The sequence below is a fragment of the Streptomyces sp. NPDC006435 genome (genome assembly GCF_040612315.1).
In the GTDB taxonomy this organism is placed as follows: Bacteria; Actinomycetota; Actinomycetes; order Streptomycetales; family Streptomycetaceae; genus Streptomyces.
In genome coordinates this window covers 22791-39630 of record NZ_JBEXPY010000025.1, presented here as the reverse complement: position 1 = coordinate 39630, position 16840 = coordinate 22791, and the positions used below count along the sequence as shown (strand labels likewise).

The 16840-nt window shown below is 72.4% G+C and carries 10 protein-coding genes; 1 reads left to right on the top strand and 9 read right to left on the bottom strand.

Features of this window, described 5'->3' with window-relative positions; genetic code table 11:
* Positions 1 to 58: 58 nt before the first annotated feature.
* On the top strand, positions 59 to 700 hold the full coding sequence (locus tag ABZZ04_RS23460) for a TetR family transcriptional regulator C-terminal domain-containing protein (protein ID WP_356934156.1): 642 nt from the start codon (positions 59 to 61) through the stop codon (positions 698 to 700).
* 163 nt (positions 701 to 863) lie between these two features.
* On the opposite strand, the gene thpR is transcribed toward ABZZ04_RS23460, so the two are convergent.
* The 9 genes from thpR to ABZZ04_RS23415 form a co-directional block, all read right to left on the bottom strand.
* Positions 864 to 1460 (bottom strand): RNA 2',3'-cyclic phosphodiesterase, encoded by a 597-nt coding sequence (thpR, locus tag ABZZ04_RS23455; protein WP_356934155.1) that lies wholly within the window; start codon positions 1458 to 1460, stop codon positions 864 to 866.
* Between the two features lie 57 nt (positions 1461 to 1517).
* The gene (locus tag ABZZ04_RS23450; RefSeq protein WP_356934154.1) at positions 1518 to 5912 is read right to left on the bottom strand and encodes a serine protease; all 4395 of its coding nucleotides are present in this window, start codon (positions 5910 to 5912) and stop codon (positions 1518 to 1520) included.
* Positions 5913 to 6024: 112 nt separating this feature from the next.
* Positions 6025 to 10341 (bottom strand): trypsin-like peptidase domain-containing protein, encoded by a 4317-nt coding sequence (locus tag ABZZ04_RS23445; RefSeq protein WP_356934153.1) that lies wholly within the window; start codon positions 10339 to 10341, stop codon positions 6025 to 6027.
* A gap of 2 nt (positions 10342 to 10343) precedes the next feature.
* Positions 10344 to 10733 carry a CU044_2847 family protein gene (locus ABZZ04_RS23440; RefSeq protein ID WP_356934152.1) on the bottom strand — a complete coding sequence of 130 codons (390 nt, stop codon included), beginning with the start codon at positions 10731 to 10733 and terminating at the stop codon, positions 10344 to 10346.
* A gap of 287 nt (positions 10734 to 11020) precedes the next feature.
* Positions 11021 to 11593, bottom strand: a complete 573-nt coding sequence (locus tag ABZZ04_RS23435; protein ID WP_356934151.1) for a hypothetical protein — start codon at positions 11591 to 11593, stop codon at positions 11021 to 11023.
* 125 nt (positions 11594 to 11718) lie between these two features.
* Positions 11719 to 13158, bottom strand: coding sequence for a hypothetical protein (locus tag ABZZ04_RS23430; protein ID WP_356934150.1), 1440 nt, complete (start codon positions 13156 to 13158; stop codon positions 11719 to 11721).
* A gap of 176 nt (positions 13159 to 13334) precedes the next feature.
* A complete protein-coding gene (locus ABZZ04_RS23425) occupies positions 13335 to 14573 on the bottom strand; it encodes an alpha/beta hydrolase (protein ID WP_356934149.1) in 1239 nt (412 codons plus the stop codon).
* Positions 14574 to 14732: 159 nt separating this feature from the next.
* Entirely contained in the window at positions 14733 to 15407 is a 675-nt protein-coding gene (locus tag ABZZ04_RS23420; protein ID WP_356934148.1) for a response regulator transcription factor, read from the bottom strand.
* Entirely contained in the window at positions 15404 to 16675 is a 1272-nt protein-coding gene (locus ABZZ04_RS23415; protein WP_356934147.1) for a histidine kinase, read from the bottom strand. Before ABZZ04_RS23415 ends, ABZZ04_RS23420 begins: the two co-directional genes overlap by 4 nt.
* Between the last annotated feature and the right edge of the window lie 165 nt (positions 16676 to 16840).

Genomic DNA, 16840 nt, shown 5'->3' with positions numbered 1-16840 from the left:
CATGTATTGGCCCTAGAGCCAATTGTCATTTGGCTGCACAGCCAATAGCATCATTGCCATGACGTCAAGGGGTGCAGGGCGGCAGGTTCGCAAATCGGCGGCCGAGCGTCGCCGCGAGATCGTGGCGACGGCCGCGAGGGTCGGGCTCGAGGAGGGCCTGGAGTGCGTCACCCGCCAGCGGATCGCCGACGGTCTCGGAGTCCAGTCCGGACTCATCCACCACTACTTCCCGGTGGTCGAGGAACTGGTGGCCGAGGCGTTCACCGAGGCCACCACGGCGGAGCTGGACGGTCTGCTGCCCGAGGAGGCGGCGGACGGGTCCGGGGACGGTGACCCGCTGGTCGTGCTCCGGCGCTTCTTCACGCTGATCTCGGGCACCGAGTTCGACAACATCAGCAGGCTCTGGCTCAACGCGCGCCACCTGTCCCGCTACCGCCCCGCGCTCCATGGCCAGGTGGTGAGCCAGGAGCTGCGCTGGTGCCACCGCATCGAGCAGATCGTCGCGCGGGGCGTGCAGGAGCGGGCGTTCCGCTGCGAGGATCCGTGGGCGGTCGCCGTACGCATCCTCGCCGTCGTCGACGGGGCCGGCGCGTACATCAACACCAGTGCCGACCGGCGCGCGGCACCCCTCACCGACCTCGCCCGCACGCTCGCGGAGGCGGAACTGGGCCTGTCGGCCGGCGACCTGAAAATACCCTGAGCCATCTCTCGTCACGCAGCGAGAGGGGTGCGCGGTACGCCGCGATCACGGCCGGGGGCGCCGACGGCCGGGTGCTCCGTCCCGGACCGGGTCGGGGAAACCGTCCCGCTCGTGCGGGAGGCGTCGGGGTACTGACGCCTCCCGCCGGCCCACCGCTGGTTCGTCAGGCTCCGGTGGAGCTCTTGCCGCCGAGCGGCCATGCCTCGATGTCGCGGTAGTGGATCGGCCCCCGGCTGCGTCCGGCGTTGCTCCCGACCAGGTGCAGACGTTCGGTGTGCCATCGGAGACCGGTGAATCCGGCGATCCTCTCCGCGATCTCCCCCACCGAGGACCGGTCGCCCCGGCGTGCACGGGCCAACGTCAGATGGGGTCGCAGGGGCCTGCTCTCGAAGGCGACACCGCAGTTCTCGACGGCGGTACGCACATCGGCCGCGAGCACGTGCAGCCCGTCGAGGTCTCCGTCGATTCCGCTCCAGAGCACCCGGTCGTCGAAGTTCCCGCTGCCGCGCAGCGCCAGTCGGAGCGGCCGGTGCTCCGCCGCGAGGCCGGCCAGAGGGGGGCGCAGCAGCGGAACCGTCCCGACCGGGAGTTCCCCGAGGAACGCCAGGGTGATGTGCCAGTCCTCCACCCGGTTCCACCGCATTTGGGGGTGCGTGCCGTAGGCGGGGCGCAGTTCCCGGGCCAGTTCTTCTTTCGCGTGGTCGGGCGGGGCGAGTGCGATGAACACGCGGACGGTCGCGGGCTGGGTCTGATCGTTCACACCGGACTTCGTACCGTACCCGGTGGTGGATGCGACGACCCGGGGTACGGCCTCGGCTCAGTCCGCGGCACAGGGGTTCCGGGTTCTCGGATCGGCGGGAAGCGGGGCCGCCTCCTCCGGAGTGAGTTCCCGGTCGCCGATGACGTCGCACAGGTCCCGGTACCATCGGCCCGGCGACATCTCGAGCGCTTCGACGGCGTTGTCAGGGCTCTCGTACAGCACCGTGCCGCCGTCGATGGTGACGCCCCTGAAAGCGTATTGCGCGTTGGTCCTTCTGCTGTTCGGCCGGGTGAAGGAGTAGAACGCCTCATAACCGGGCTTGCCGAGACGGTAGATGCGGACGGCGTTGTTCGCGGCGACGAGGTAGCGGCCCTCCCCCTTCAGGAAGGTCGCGACGTACGGCGTGAGGTCCTGTTCGGAGATGCTGCGCAGGGGGCCGACCTCCTTGCGGGGCGGGTGGCCGCGCCGCCACAGTTCGAAGATCGAGCCCCGGCGCAGGATGGCGAAGTACTTCCCACCGGGGTCGAACTGGGCGGCGAGGATGTCGCTGCCGGTCTGCACGGTCTCGGTGATACGTCCGGTGGTGACGTCGACGACATGGATGCCGGGCCGGTCCATGACGATGGCGGTGACCCGGTTCCCGGCCGGGTAGGAACCGATCATCAGGCCCGCCTCCTCGGTGCCTCCGACCCGGGAGCGGATCGCCGAGGCGTCGAAGCGGGCGAGTCTTTTTCCTGTGCGCGGATTCCACCGCTCGACGACGGTTCCCGAGACGGTGATCAGTTCCTCGTCGTGGCCGAAGAAGTATGTGAACTCGTATTTCGGCCTTCTGGAACTTCCGATGCCGGTTCCGCCGCCTTCGGCCGACGGCGGAGGGGCCGTGGTGGTGACGGTGGTGATGCGGCGCAGGGTCGTGGCGTCGCGGACGGTGACGATGTTCGCGCCCTCGCGGTCCGCGACGAGCCGTCCGGTGGGGTCGAGGCCGAGGAGGTCGCCGTTCTCGGGCGCCCAGTAGGGCTTGCGGCGCGGTACGTCGGCGAGCATGCGGGCGCTGTCCCTGCGCGCGTGGTGCACCTGTATGCGGGAGCCGTCCGCCATGACGGTGATCATGTACTTGCCGTCCTGGGTGAGACGTTGCTGGCCGACTTCGATGAACCAGTTCCCGGGGCTCAGCCGGAAGAATCCGATCTTCGAGTCGTCGCGGCGGACGTAGTAGAGCCTGCCGCCGGATTCCACGAGCCAAGGGCTGTTCTCGCCCTGCGAGTTGGGCGAGGGGGGCAGGCCGTTGCGGGAGAGGACCCCGCCGTCCCGCATGTCGACGACGGTGAGGCCCTTGGGGGATTCGAGAGCGACCTTGAGGCCGGTGTCGTCGACGGACCGCACCATGCAGGTCCGGGACGCGAAGTCCTCGTCCTTCTCCCGGTAGGCGGGGCCCTCCCGGGAGCCGTCCGGGAGCCGGTGGACGGTGACCTCCGCGGTCCTGCCCCGCGCGCGGCACAGGACGGCCCGGGTCCGGTCGCCGGAGACGCTGACGTCGTCGGCGCGCGCCACGAGTCGGCTTCTGCCGGTGGCGAGGTCGAGCGTGAGCAGGCTGCTCCTCTCGCCCGGTCCTGGGGCATTCATCCTGTAGGTGGAGACCAGTAGCGTCCGGTTGTCGGGCGCCGGCCACACGTCGAACGTGTCCTCGGGGGCCGGGAGGTTCCCCGTGAAAGTGCCGTGCGGGCCGCTGTCCAGGTTCCACCGGACGATGCGTCTGCCGACGCGGGCGACGAGCACCGTACCGTCGGGGGACAGTGCCGGGTCGAAGGAGTCGTCCCATTTCATGTCGGGGCCGGGGGCTCGGGGAAGCCGGTGCAGCGGTCCGACGGGTTGCTTCGAGCCGGGGCGCACCTCGAACCACACGGCCCTGCCGTCCTCCTGGATGTAGGCGGCGCGCCTTCCGTCCGCGGACACCACGACGTGCCGGACCTCGTCGGTGGACGGGACCCGCACGGTGCGTACGGGCCCGGTCAGGGCGTGCACGAACAGTGTGGCCCCGGAGCGTCTGGACGCCGCGATGACCACGTCGCCGTCGCGGCTCTTGTCGAAGGCGGCGTCCTCGCCGAGGTCGCCGGAGAGCACCCGGTCGTAGAAGTTGTACTGGAGGTACTGGCGCAGCAGTTCGTTCTTGGCCTCCTGCGTGGGGGACGTGTCGTAGGCGGCGAGGGAGAGGAGCGCGGCGCGGACCGGGTCGGTGACGGCGTACTCCGGTGCGGCCTGGACGAGGGCGCGGGAGGCACCGAGGGCGGCGCGTTCCTGGCTTTCGCGGCGTTCGACGGTGTAGAGCACGCCGAGCACCAGGGCGCACACCAGGGCCGCGGCCAGTGAGGAGCGCAGGGCCAGGTTCCGGCGGGCACGGGCGCGGCGGTGGGTCCGGCCGGTGTTCAGGTAGTCCCGCTCGGCCCGGCTCAGGGCCGCTTCGCGGCCGGGGAGCCATTGTTCGGCGCCGGCCGTCGCGGTGGCGGTGGGCAGGTGTTCGGGGGCGCGTTCCGCTTCCTCCCAGCGGTCCATCTCGTACCGTACGGTCTCCCGCCAGCCGAGGAAGGACCGGTCCTCGGCCACCCATTCGGCGAGCTTTTCCCACTCGCCGATCAGTGCCTCGTGCGTGAGCTCGACCGTTTCGGTGCCCTCGGCGCTGCGGTCGGTGACGAGGAGCCGGGTGTGCGTGGCGAGTCGTTGGGCGATGTGCCACTGGTCGGAGCCGAGGTCACCGCGCCGGGCGAGGCGCCGGGTGGCGGCTGCGGCACCGAGTGGCAGCCGGACGAGCTGGGTGAACAGCCGGCGTGCGGTTGCCTCGTCGCCCTGCGGCACGTGTTCGGCCCAGGCCCGGTCGGCGTGGTTGCCGAGCGCGCCGGTGACACCGCCGAGTTCGTCGTACGCGCGGTGGGTGAGCACGCCGTTCTCCTGGCGCTGCCACAGCAGGTCGAGGGTGAGGGCGAGCAGGGGCAGGGCGCCGGGTTCGGTGCCGGTGTCGGCGAGGATGCGTTCGACGAGGTGGGGCTCGTAGGAGACGCCGGGGAGGGCGTCGACGGGGGCGGTGACGACGTCGCGCAGCCCGTTCTCGCCGAGCGGTCCGAGGGCGTGCAGGTGTCGGCCGGTCGCGGGGCCGAGGTGCGGGTTGCCGAGGACGGGTTCGAGGAAGTCGGCGCGCAGGGTGGTGAGTACGCGAACGGTGGGCGGCAGGGCGTCGGTGGCGAACAGTACGTCGGCCAGTTCGCGTACGGCGTCCGGGGGTTGCTGAAGCAGTTCCTCCAACTGGTCGACGATGACGAGGAGTCGGCTTCCGCCGTGGAGTTCGAGCAGGCGATCCGTCGTGTCGGCGAGGCCCCGGCGGCGCAGTGTGCCGGACAGTTCGGGCAGGCGCGCCAGTCGGCGGGTCTCGGGCAGGCCGGGTTGCAGCAGTGGCAGCAGGGCGGAGGCGAGGGCCGCCAGTGGGCTGCTTCCGGACTCGGGCCGCATGACGACGACGGCTCCGTGTGCGCGCAGCCGCGGTGCCACGCCGGCCAGTGCGAGGGACGACTTGCCGGAACCGGACGGCCCCACGACGGTGACGTACTGCCGCTCGTCGAGTGCGTGGGCGATGGTGTCGCTCTCGGCCCGCCTGCCGTGGAAGACCGCCGCGTCGGCCTCTTCGAAGGCGGCGAGTCCGCGGAACGGTGAGGGGGGCCGCACGAGGGGGCCGAGTTCGGAGCAGGCGGCGAGCAGTCCGCCGGTGGGGATCAGGTAGCTGACGGGCGGGTGCCCCGACTCGGCCACCGTGACCATGCCCACCACACCCGACAACCGGTCGTCCCACACCGGCCCACCACTGAACCCCCGCGACACCGGATAACCGTCACCGACCAGATCGGCCTGCACCCACCCATCCGCCTGCCGCCCCCGCAACACCCCCGCATGCCACACCCCACCGGAACGACCGACGGGCAACCCGAACGCCCGCACCGGATGCCCCCAGTGTCCGTCCGGCACATCGCCCGCGCGTTCGCCGGCCGGTTCCTCCGCCCGTGTGTTCGCGTCGACCAGTCTCACCGGCCCCGCCCCCGGCAGCGGGGCCGGGAACCGCAGCACGGCGATGTCGGCCGTGCCGGAAGCCGGACCGACGGCCGGTCCGGACGGCTCGCCGTCCGGCCCCCGGGGCGGCACCCACCGTTCGACGGCCGCGTCCGAGGACGGCGCGCCGGGGACGAGAGGCAGGTCGACCGGGACACGTGCCCCGGGTTCCGGTGCTGTTCCCAGTGCGGCTGAGATCACGTGTGCGCACGTCAGGGCCATCGTGTCGGACACCAGGAAGCCCACGCCGACGGGTTGCCGCCGCGCGTCCAGGATGCGCAGCAGCGCCCCGTCCAGGACCTTGGGCCCAATGGCCGCCGTCTGCCGTCCAGGGGCGTGCCCGCGCCCCTCCCCCGGTGTCATCCCGCCGCCCGGTCCGACGGCCGACGCCGGGTCGGAGTCACAGTGAAGTGCGCCATGCGTCCCGCTCCTCGCCCGGTACCCGTCGGCATCGCCTGCCGGTCGGTCCCTGTCGCTACGGACATGGTTGTCCCGTCGTCGTCCCTGCCGGGAGGTCGACGCGCTCGTCGGCCGTGAACCCGCGACTGCCGACGATGCGGCACAACTCCCTTTCCCACAGCTCCGGTTCGAGGCGCAGGGCACTGCCCGGCTCCTCGAACACGCCGTGGATCACCGTTCTCCCGTCACTGGAGACGTCCAGGAACGAGTAATCCCCCGACGCGTCGCCCGAATCACCGAACACATAGGAGTCGTCGTAGCCGCTCTCACCCATCCGGTAGATGCGCACGGAGTTGTCCGCGGCCACCACGTAGCGGCCGTCGTCGAGGAAGCCCGCCCGGTACAAGTCGATGCTCTTCTCCCCGACGGTGCTCAGCGGGCCGATCTCCTTGCGCGATGGATGCCCCCGCCGCCACACCTCGAGTCCCGCGTCGCGGCGCATGACCGCGAAGTACCGGCCGCCGGAACGGAACTGGACGGAGAGGACGTCGCCCTCGACCCGCACGCGGTCCGTGGTCCGTCCGTCCGTGATGTCGACGACTCGGATGACGGGCTGTCCCCGCACGAGCACGGAGACCTTGTTCCGGTCCGGGTACGGGGCGATCGTCATGATCGCGTCCGGGTCGGTGTCGGGGCGCAGCGTTCCGGCGTCGAAACGGGCGGTCTGCCGACCCGTGCGCGGGTCCCACTGCTGGACGACGGTGCCGGAGACGGTCAGCAGGTGGCCGGTGTGGTCGAAGAAGTACCGGAACTCGTACTTCTGGCCGTACCGGCTGAGTGACCCGCTCACGTCCAGGTCCCGGACCACCCGGGTGTCGGGGCGGGTCTCCGGTGGCCGGACGGCGGTCACCGCGGCCACTTTCCGCAGCGTCGACGCGTCACGGACGACCACCGTGTTCCGGGCCTCGCGGTCGGCCACGAGTCCGCCGGTGCCGTTGAAGACGGGCAGGTCGGTCTCCTGGGGCAGCCAGTACGGCTTGGCGCGCGACGCCTGCGCGAGGACACGCCCGCTCCGTCCGGGGTCGGTCGGGTGCAGTTCCGTCCGGGAGCCGTCCTCGAGGACGACGAGCGATCTCTTCCCGTCGGGAGTGAGCCGATGCTGGGCGGCCTTCGGCAGCCTTCTTCCCGGGCTCACGTCCACGAAAGCGATCATCGAGTCGTTCCGGCCCATGTAGTGGAGCCTGCCGCGCGACTCGGAGAGGAGACCGGAGGGCCGGAATTGCGTGGCGTCGGATCCCGTCAGGGGCGCTCTCGAGATCGCCCTCCCCCTGTCCAGGTCCATCACCCGCAACTCGTCGCCCCACTGGAGCGCGACGCGCCGCCCGGTCGCGTCGACGGCGTCCACCGTGCACATGTTCGTGGTGTAGTTCTCGTCCCGCTCGCGATAGGGACGGCCGACGGTGGCGCCGTCGGAGGTCCGGTGGCGGCTGACGACGGACTGCTCGTTCTCCTCGCGGCACACGACCGCGGTACGACGGTCCCCGGACAGATGGATCTCCTGGGCGCCGGACAGGAGTTGCGTGGCGCGGCCGGTGCGCATGTCGACGGACTTCAGGGCCTGCATGCCCCCCGCCGCGTAGACCGTCGTCAGCAGCGTCCGCCCGTCCGGGCCGAACCCGATCGCGGTGTTCATGTCCGGGGGCGCGGGCACGTCACCGGCGAGCGTGCCGCTGTCCAGGTTCCACCACACCAGACGGCCCCGGACACGCGCGGCCAGCATGCGGCCGTCCGCCGACATCGCGGGACGCACCAGAGGGTCCCAGCCGGCGCCGGTGCCCGGCGCGTCGGGCAGCCGGTGCGCCGGACCGAGCGGGGCCTCGGCACCGGAGTCCACCTCGAACCACACGGCCTTGCCGTCCGCCTGGACGTAGGCGATGCGCCTGCCGTCCGCGGACACCACGATCTCCGTGACCTGCCCCGTCGAGGGCACCTGGGTACTGCGCACCCGCCCCGAGACGACACCGGTGTACAGGACGGCCCGGCCCATTTGCGAGGTGGCCAGCACGACATCGCCGTCCCCGCTGGTGGTGAACTCCCTGACCGTGCCCAGTACGCCGGACAGCACCCGGTCGTAGCCCCGGTAGCGCAGGTACTGCCGCAGGAGTTCGTTGCGCGCCTCCGGTGTCGGCGCCGTGCGGTGGGCGGCCAGGGCCTTCAGCACGCCGAGGGCCGGTTCGGTGCGCGTCTCGTCCGCCGCGGCCACCGCGAGGGCGCGGGAGGCGGCCTGCGCCGCGCGGTCCCGGCTCTCCTCCCGCGTGACGTGGAACAACGACAGGGCCACCAGGAGCAGCAGCACGACGAAGCCGATGACCGAGAGCACCGCCCGTCGCCTGCGGACCTTCGCCCGGCGGTCGGCGTGTCCGGCATCCAGGTAGTGCCGTTCGGTGCCGGTCAGTTCATCGGGGCGTTCGCTCAGCCATTGTTCCGCCTGGGCGAGCTGCAGGGTCGTGGGCAGCAGCTGCGGGGCGCGCTCGGCGTGTTCCCAGCGGTCCATGTCCTGTTGCAGGGCGGCCCGCCATTCCAGGAAGGCGCGGTCACCGGTGGTCCAGTCGGCCAGTTTTTCCCATTCGGCGATCAGTGCCTCGTGGGCGAGTTCCACGGTCTCGGTGCCCTCGGCGTTGCGGCCGGTGACCAGCAGTCGTGTCCCGGCGAGCCGTTGCGCGATGCGCCATTCCTCGTCGCCCAGTTCGGTGCGCAGTGCCATCCGGCGGGTCGGCGCGGGCGTGCCGGCCGGGACCCGGACGAGCCGGGTGAACAGCCGACGGGCGGTTTCCTCCTCGTCCGACGGCACGCACTCGGCCCAGGCCCGGTCGGCGTGCACGCCCAGTGCGCCGGTGACGCCCCCGAGTTCGTCGTACGCGCGGTGCGTCAGCAGGCCGCCCTCCTGCCGTTGCCACAGCAGGTCGAGGGTGAGGGCGAGGAGCGGCAGCTCGCCGGGGCCGGGGCCGGTGTCGGCGAGGATGCGCTCGGCGAGGTTCGGTTCGTAGGACACACCGAGAACGGCGTCGACGGGGGCGGTGACGATCTCGCGCAGGCGTTCCGGGGTCGGCGGGGCGAGTGCGTGCAGGTGTCCGTCGATCTCCGGGCCGAGTCCCGGATGGGCCAGCACCGGCTCCAGGAAGTCGGCGCGCAGTGTGATCAGTACTCTGACGGTGTCCGGCAGTGTGTCGCCGGTGAGCAGGTCGGCGAACTCGTCGACGGCGTCCGGTGCCAGGCCGAGGATCTCCTCGAACTGGTCGATCACGACGAGCAGTCGGCTGCTGCGCCGCAGTTGGAGCAGCCGGGCCACGACGTCTGCCGGGCCGTGGCTGCGCAGCACTTCGGAGAGTTCCGCGGTCCGCTCCGGGCGCTCGGTCCCGGGCAGGTCGGGTTCGAGCAGCGGCAGCAGGGCCGCGGCGAAGGCGGTGAGCGGGCTGGTGCCGGGAGTCGGTCGCAGAACCACCGTCCGGACGCCTTCCGCGCGCAGCCGGGGTGCCACACCGGCCAGGGCCAGCGACGACTTGCCGCAGCCGGACGGCCCCACGACGGTGACCCGGCGCTCGGCGGCCAGCGCCCGCGCCACCTCGTCGCTCTCGTTCCGTCGGCCGTGGAAGACCGCCGCGTCCGTTTCCTGGAACGCCGAGAGTCCGCGGAAGGGCGACGGGGGCAGTGCGACCGCGCGCAGTCCGGGCCGGGCGGCGAGCAGTCCGCCGGTGGGGATCAGGTAGCTGACGGGCGGGTGCCCCGACTCGGCCACCGTGACCATGCCCACCACACCCGACAACCGGTCGTCCCACACCGGCCCACCACTGAACCCCCGCGACACCGGATAACCGTCACCGACCAGATCGGCCTGCACCCACCCATCCGCCTGCCGCCCCCGCAACACCCCCGCATGCCACACCCCACCGGAACGACCGACGGGCAACCCGAACGCCCGCACCGGATGCCCCCACACCTCGCCCGCGTCCACCAGCCGTACCGGGCCCGCCCCCGGAAGCGGGGTGTCCAGCCGCAGCACGGCGATGTCGGCGGGCGCGGAGGAGCCGCCGCCGGGGGCCCGCGGCGCCGCCCAGTACTCGACACCGGCCGTTGTCGTGGGCGCTCCGCCGTCGCCCCGCGGGGCGGGCACGAGAGGAAGGTCGACGCGGATCCGGGCGGAGGCGGGCGGTGCCGCGTCCCCCGTCGTGCCCAGTGCCGCGTGGATCACGTGTGCGCAGGTCAGAGCGAGTGTGTCGGACACCAGGAAGCCGACGCCGACAGGTCCTCCGCGCGCGTCGAAGACCCGTAGCAGAGCCGTGTCCGGGGACTGCGGGCCCGGGCCCTGTGCGCGTTGTTCCGGTAACGCGGGCACCGTCAGTCCACCGCGTCTGCGGCCGGTTCCTCGGACGGCTCGTTGCGCCAGGTGAGCGTGACCTTGAAGTTGGCCTGCCCGGTTGTCCGGGAGATCACCACATCGGCCTCGGCCGACAGGGAGAGCCCGAACTCGACGCCGATCTCGTCGGGTTGGCGCTCCATGCCCCGGAAGCCGTTCACGAAATTCTCCGCGACCGGCCGGATCCCGGCCAGCATGTCGTTCAGTGACCGTGTCGCCCTCGCCACGACCTGCCCGGGGCGCGCGACCTGGACCAGACCGTCCGCGACCTCGTCGATCTGGACCTTGACGATGTCGGTCGCGTCCGACGGAGCGGACCCCGTCCCGTCGCCGCCCGTCCCGGACACGGGCAGCTCGACCAGGTACGCCATGTTTCCCCCTTCGTGACACCCGTCACACCGCCTCGTACCCTACCGACTCGACGCCTTCCCGGGGCCAAAACGTCTCGAACCGCCCCTGCGGCGCACTGATCTGATATTGCGGCAGGCGGTGCCGCTGTTCGGGGCGTCCAGGGCGCATGCCGGTCGGTCCGTCGCGGTCGTTCGCCGCGGGGTGGGGCGGTGAGCGGCTGTCCGGGGTCGGTGCCGGGGCGGCAGGGCGGGAATCCTTCCGGATCGGTGAGGTCCTGGTCCGGGCCGGGGCGAGGCGCACAGACCGGTCAGGAGGTCCCGCAGTTCGTCGGCTCCGCGTGACCCTCCGGGGGTATCCGTCGTCCGCTCACCCCATGGTTCTCTTCCTCGCGTCGGGCATGCGTGCCGGTGCCGGGCGAGGGCCCGCAGCCGTCGGACGACCGGCACTGCGGGGCCGTCTCTTCCTTGCGTGTCCCCCACGACGGGCCGTCGTCGGGTCCGGTCGGCACCGACACGGTGAACGGCGCGTAGTCGTTGGGGTTTTCGCACACCGTGAACCCGGCGGAGACCAGGATCGCGGTGATCGCCGAAAGCATCGCCTCCATCACGACCTGCTGGTGGAGGAGCGCCGGGTCGTCCGGGAGGTTGAGTTCGGCCGCGCGCAGCACACGGCTCTCCAGCCGTGGGCTGGAACGCCAGCCCACGGACACCCCGCCTGCGTCGTCGTCGAATCCGTCGACGGTGACCTCGGCGCCCTGTGACAGTCCGGGGTACAGCCCCGGCACCACCACCGGCAGACCGGCGGCCACCAGTTCGTCCCGCACCCGGGCCGCGATGCGTTCCCGCTCGGCCACAACCCCAGGACTCGCTTTTTCCAGCACCGGGACAGCCTACGGGCTGTCCGTCCCACGTTCCCGGGCCCGGTTCTCGTAGCCCGGGGCGGGTCGCTCCCCGCCGACCGGCTTGCGCACGTCTGGCGCCCGGCGTCCCGGCGGCTCGGGCATGCTCAGCCGTTCAGCCCGGCCTCCCGCTTGCGCCGAAGCAGTACGTAGTCGCTGAAGAGGTGCCGGCTCCGGTCGAGCAGTTCCCCCACCTCCGCGTCGCCGAGGCGCGTGTCCGCCGACGGATGCCAGCGCTGCACGGACTGCCCCGCCCAGGTGCGCAGTTTCGCATCCGGGTCCTCCAGCAGCCCGACCGACGCCCGCAGCGCCACGATCCCGCCGCACGCGTCGAGCAGCCGGAACGCGGCGAGCCGGACGTGCCGCGGCCGTTCGGAGCCGGTGCGTTCCAGCAGCCAGTCGGCGGGCAGCTTCCCTGCCGACGGCAGCAGGGCAGTGACCGTCTCGCGCACGACGCCCGGGGCGGGGTCGTCGAGGAGTGGCCGCAACTGCTCCGTGTCCGCGAGGTCCAGTACCCGCAGTCCTGCCACCGCCCGTGCCCGTACCCCGGGGACCGGGTGTGCGAGGAACGGCCGCAACAGCCCGGCGTCCGCACGGTTCCCGCACTCGGCCAGTCCGATGACCGCGCCGGGGAGCGACGCGAGGCCGTCCGGTGCCGTGCACTGTTTCCGGTACCAGGCCTCGGGATCACCCCCGTGCTGTCGTACGACGTACCTGGCGCAGGCACGCACCAGTGCGGACCGGTCGCCGAGGAACGGCTCCGCCCGTTCCGGCCGTCCCGCCCGGCGCAGTGCGGTGACACCGGCCGAACGGGTACGCGGGTTGCGCGCGGTCAGCAGTGGCGGCAGCACGTCCTCGTAAGCTGCCTCGGCTTCCTCGTCCTCCTCGTCGCGCAGAGCCGTGAGTGCCGCCGTGGCGCACAGGTCCTGGACCACGGTGTCCTCGTCCCGGGCGGCCGCGCGGGCCAGTTCGGCGGGGCCGAGCAACCGGCCGGCGACGGCCAGCCGGTACGCGAATCGCCGCACGACGCGGTCGGGAGCGGTGAGAAGAGCCGCGAGCTGTCCGTGGGACGCCCGGCTCAGGACCTCTTCGAGCACCTCGACGCCGAAGGCTCCTCTGTCCCGGCGGCCGACGCGCAGGATCAGCGGCGCGAGACCGGCGGCGGAGTCCACGTCCAGGGTCCCGCGCAGCAGCGCCCGGGCGTGCTCGCGGACCGGTGCGGCCCAATCGGCGCAGCGGATCACGATCAACGGCAGCAGACCGGGGTACCGGGGCGACCGGCGCATCGCCTCCTGGCGGATCCGCCCGTCGCGGTGGCAGAGGGCGAGTGCGAGCCGGGGCTCGTCGAGCCGGGTCGGGTCGGCGGGCAACGGGTCGGTGCGCTCCCACTCCGGCCGGAACCGCGAACGGTGCCAGACCCCTTCACGCACTGCCGTGTCCAGTGCGAGCCAGCTGTCGGGGTCGTCGGCATCGAGCACGTCCCGCAGCGGTGCGCCTCCCGCGAGCCGCACCGCTGCCGCTTCCCGGTCCCCGGTTTCCTTGCGCATTTCCGCCCCTGTCCAGCAGTCGTACCGGGTGATCATAGGCAGTGGGGTACGCGCGGGCACCGGGATTACGAGGCCCCCGGTCCGCCGCTCCCCCTCCGTCCCGGCTGCCGGAGGCCGATGCCGTACCCCGGTACCGCCCGCGGGCCGTGGGCGCGGTCAGGGGCAGGGACAGGGGTTCACCGGGTGAGGAAGTCGAGCAGGATCTGCCGGCTCGTCTGCGACGTCAGGCTCCCGTACGCGTCGTCGAAGGCGTGCTCCGCGAAGGGGAGTTGCTCGACCGTGGTGTCGACGTCCTCGGTGCGCAGCGCCGTCGCGAGGTCGTCCACCGTGGACGGCGTCGCGCTGCGGTCCCGGTCCCCGACGACGAGCAGTGTGCGCTGCAGCCCCTTGGCGACCTGGTTCGTCGGCGACACCTCGCGGTAGCGGTCGGGGTACTCGCGGGGCGTGCCGCCGGTGAACAGTTCGGCCGCCTCGCGCGTGCCTGCGACGTCGTGCCGCCACATGTCGGTCACGTCGGTGCCCGGGTAGAAGCCGACGACCGAGTGCGGTGCCTTCGGTGTCCGGCCGTCGGTGGCCTTCAGGGTGGCGTTCCGCAGGCGGTAGGCGGTGTCCATGGCGAGTGTGCCGCCGGCCGACATGCCGCCCATCGATATCCGGTCGGCGTCGATGCCGTACTCGCCGGCGTGGTCCTCGGCCCAGCGCAGCGCGGTGACGAGGTCCTGGGGTGCCTTGTTCCAGGTCGGGCGGTCGGGGGTGGCCAGGCGGTAGTCGACCGCGAGCACGGCCACTCCGCGATCGGCGAGCCAGCGGCCCGTGCCGCGCAGGTCGCTCTTGTCGAAGGTGTGGAAGCCGCCCGCGTGTGCGAGCACGATCGCCGGGACCTTGTGCTGCGCACCGGCCCGTGCGCCCTTGGGCAGATAGACGTCCGCCTTCAGGCGCTCACCGTCGCGCACCGCGTAGGTGGGGGTGGCGTCCGGAGCGGCGTCCGGGTAGCCGAGTTCCGTGAGGACGTCACCGAACGAGACGTTTGCCCCGGCGTTCTTCGCCGCTGTGAACTGGACGGCTCCGATGGCGAGGGCGCCCGCCGTGGCCAGTGCGGTGAGCACGGTCAGGGCCCGGCCCCAGCGTACGAGCCCACAGCGCCACGCCAGTACTCCCGGAGCGACCCCGACGAGTCCGAACAGGGCCATGTGGAACGGGTACTGCCCGCCGAGGACGGGGCCGATGACCCCGATCTTCGGTATCGCCGGTACGTACGCCCCGAGCACGATCACCGCGACGAGGAACGCGAGGAACGACGCGAACACGGCCAGGGCCGCGCGGAGTGTGCGACGCAGCGGGCCCGGCCGGGTCACGGTCCGGGGCCCGGGGCCGGTGGTGGGCTCGGGCGACGCTGATCGTGCGGACGCGGACATGGTGCGGCTCCTGTGCGGTGGGGAAACGAAGGGTGGTGTGCCGGGGAGCGGTCTCCTGCTGCCGCTGTTCCCGACGCACCACCAGCGTCGCGCCACGCACCCCCGCCGGGCGTCCCGCGCCGGAGCCAACCTTCCGCCTGGCTCTGCGGAGGGACGGCCTCAGGCGGACGGTGCGCCCGGTACCACGAGCCCGCTCTCGTACGCGTGGACGGCCGCCTGTGTGCGGTCGCGCAGCCCCAGCTTCATGAGGATGCGCCCGACGTGTGTCTTGACCGTCTCCTCGGCGATGGTCAGGCGCTGTGCGATCTCCTCGTTGGACAGGCCGAGCGCGACCTGGCACAGCACCTCGGTCTCCCGCGGTGTCAGCTCCTCGACGCGCACTCCGGCGGCCCGCCGCGGGCCGGCGGTGACCCGGGCGTACTCGGTGATCAGCCGCATCGTCAGGCCGGGCGCGAGCAGGGCTTCACCGGCCGCGACGACCCGGACGGCCTGGGCGAGCTGGTCCCCGGAGGCGTCCTTGAGCAGAAAGCCGGAGGCTCCGGCGCGCAGGGCCTCGTAGACGTACTCGTCGAGGTTGAACGTGGTCAGGATCAGGATCCTCGTCCGGCTGCCCGGCCGTGCCGCGATGCGCCGGGTGGCCTCGATGCCGTCCATGTTCGGCATGCGGATGTCCATCACGACGACGTCCGGGGCCAGCTCGTCGGTCCGCTCCACCGCCTGCACGCCGTCATCGGCGGTGGCCACCACCTCGATGTCGGGCTGTACGCCGAGCAGGACGGAGAAGGCGTCGCGCACCATCGCCTGGTCGTCGGCGATCAGCACTCGGATGGTCATGGGGCGGGCTCCTCGGCGTACGGCGGGACGGGAAGGGCGGCAGTGACCTCGAAACCGCCGTCTGGGGTGGGCCCCGCGGACAGTTCGCCGCCGAGCATCGTGGCACGCTCGCGCATGCCGGTGAGGCCGTGTCCCGCGCCGGGCGAGGGTGCGGCCGGACGTGTCGCGGGGGTGTTGGCGATGCGCAGGCGCAGTGTGCTGCGGCCGTGGTCGACGTGGACGGTGGCCGTGGCACCGGGTGCGTGGCGCAGCGTGTTGCTGAGCGCCTCCTGCACGATGCGGTACGCGGACAGCTCGACCCCGGGCGGCAGCGGACGCGGTGTGCCCCCGGTGTGCGCGGTGACCGGCAGGCCCGTGGCGTGCACCGACGCCAGCAGTGTGTCGAGCTGGGCGAGCGAGGGTTGCGGGGCGGTGGCCGGCGGTTCGTCGCCGGACGGCTCGGCCCTCAGCAGACCCAGCAGGCGGCGCAGCTCGCCGAGCCCTTCCTGGGCCGTGGCCCGGATCGATGCGAATTCGGTGACCAGGGCCTGTGGCGGGTCCGGTACGCGGTGCGGCGCGGCGTCCGCCTGGATGGAGATCATCGACATGTGATGCGCGACGACGTCGTGCAGTTCGCGGGCGATCCGGGCGCGTTCCTCCAGGACGGTGCGCAGTGCCCGCTCCTGGGCGGTGGCCGCGATCTGTTCGGTGAGCCGGGCCCGGTCCTCACGCCGCCCGCGCGCCACCGCACCGATGAGCAGCGCGAATGCGAAGAGCACGAAGCCGAACCCCGCGAGCGACCACGAGCCCACCGCCGCCCCCGCCAGTTCGAGGATCAGCATCACGAGCCCGCTGATTCCCGTGGCCAGGGCGGCCGAGGGTGTCGGGACCCGCAGCGCCAGCAGGAACAGGACGCAGGCCTGGACGGCCCATGCCCACAGCTCGTTGTCGGGCGTGGGCGGATGCCCCAGGACGATCCCGACGGCGAGTCCCGTCGACAGCCACCAGGCGGGCACCGGGCGGCGCAGCGCCACCACCAGGGTGGCCGAATGCGCCACGGCCAGCAGGCGTGCGGTGGTGTCCGCGCCGGTGGCGGCCAGGGCGACGGCGGTGAGCACCACCAGGGCGTGCGGCAGCAGGCGGAGGCTGCGGGGCCAGGCCATGGGCGGCAGTGGCTGGGACCGTGCGGTCAGCAGGTCCGCCCGTGGGTGCCATGCGGTCGGGCGCCGCGGCGGCGCAGGGGCTGCCAGGCCCTCCACGTAGTCGCACATGGGGGCATTATCGGGCATTTCTGATCCTTCGTGCCGGGTGAGGAGATCCCGGCCCGACACTAGGAGGTGTCGGGCCGGGCCCACGTCCTCCTCGGGAGCCCATCCGGCGCGTAGCTCCGCAGAGCTACGCGCCGCAGGCCCGGCGCACGGGCCCGCGCCACGGGCCCGGCACACGGCTGGACC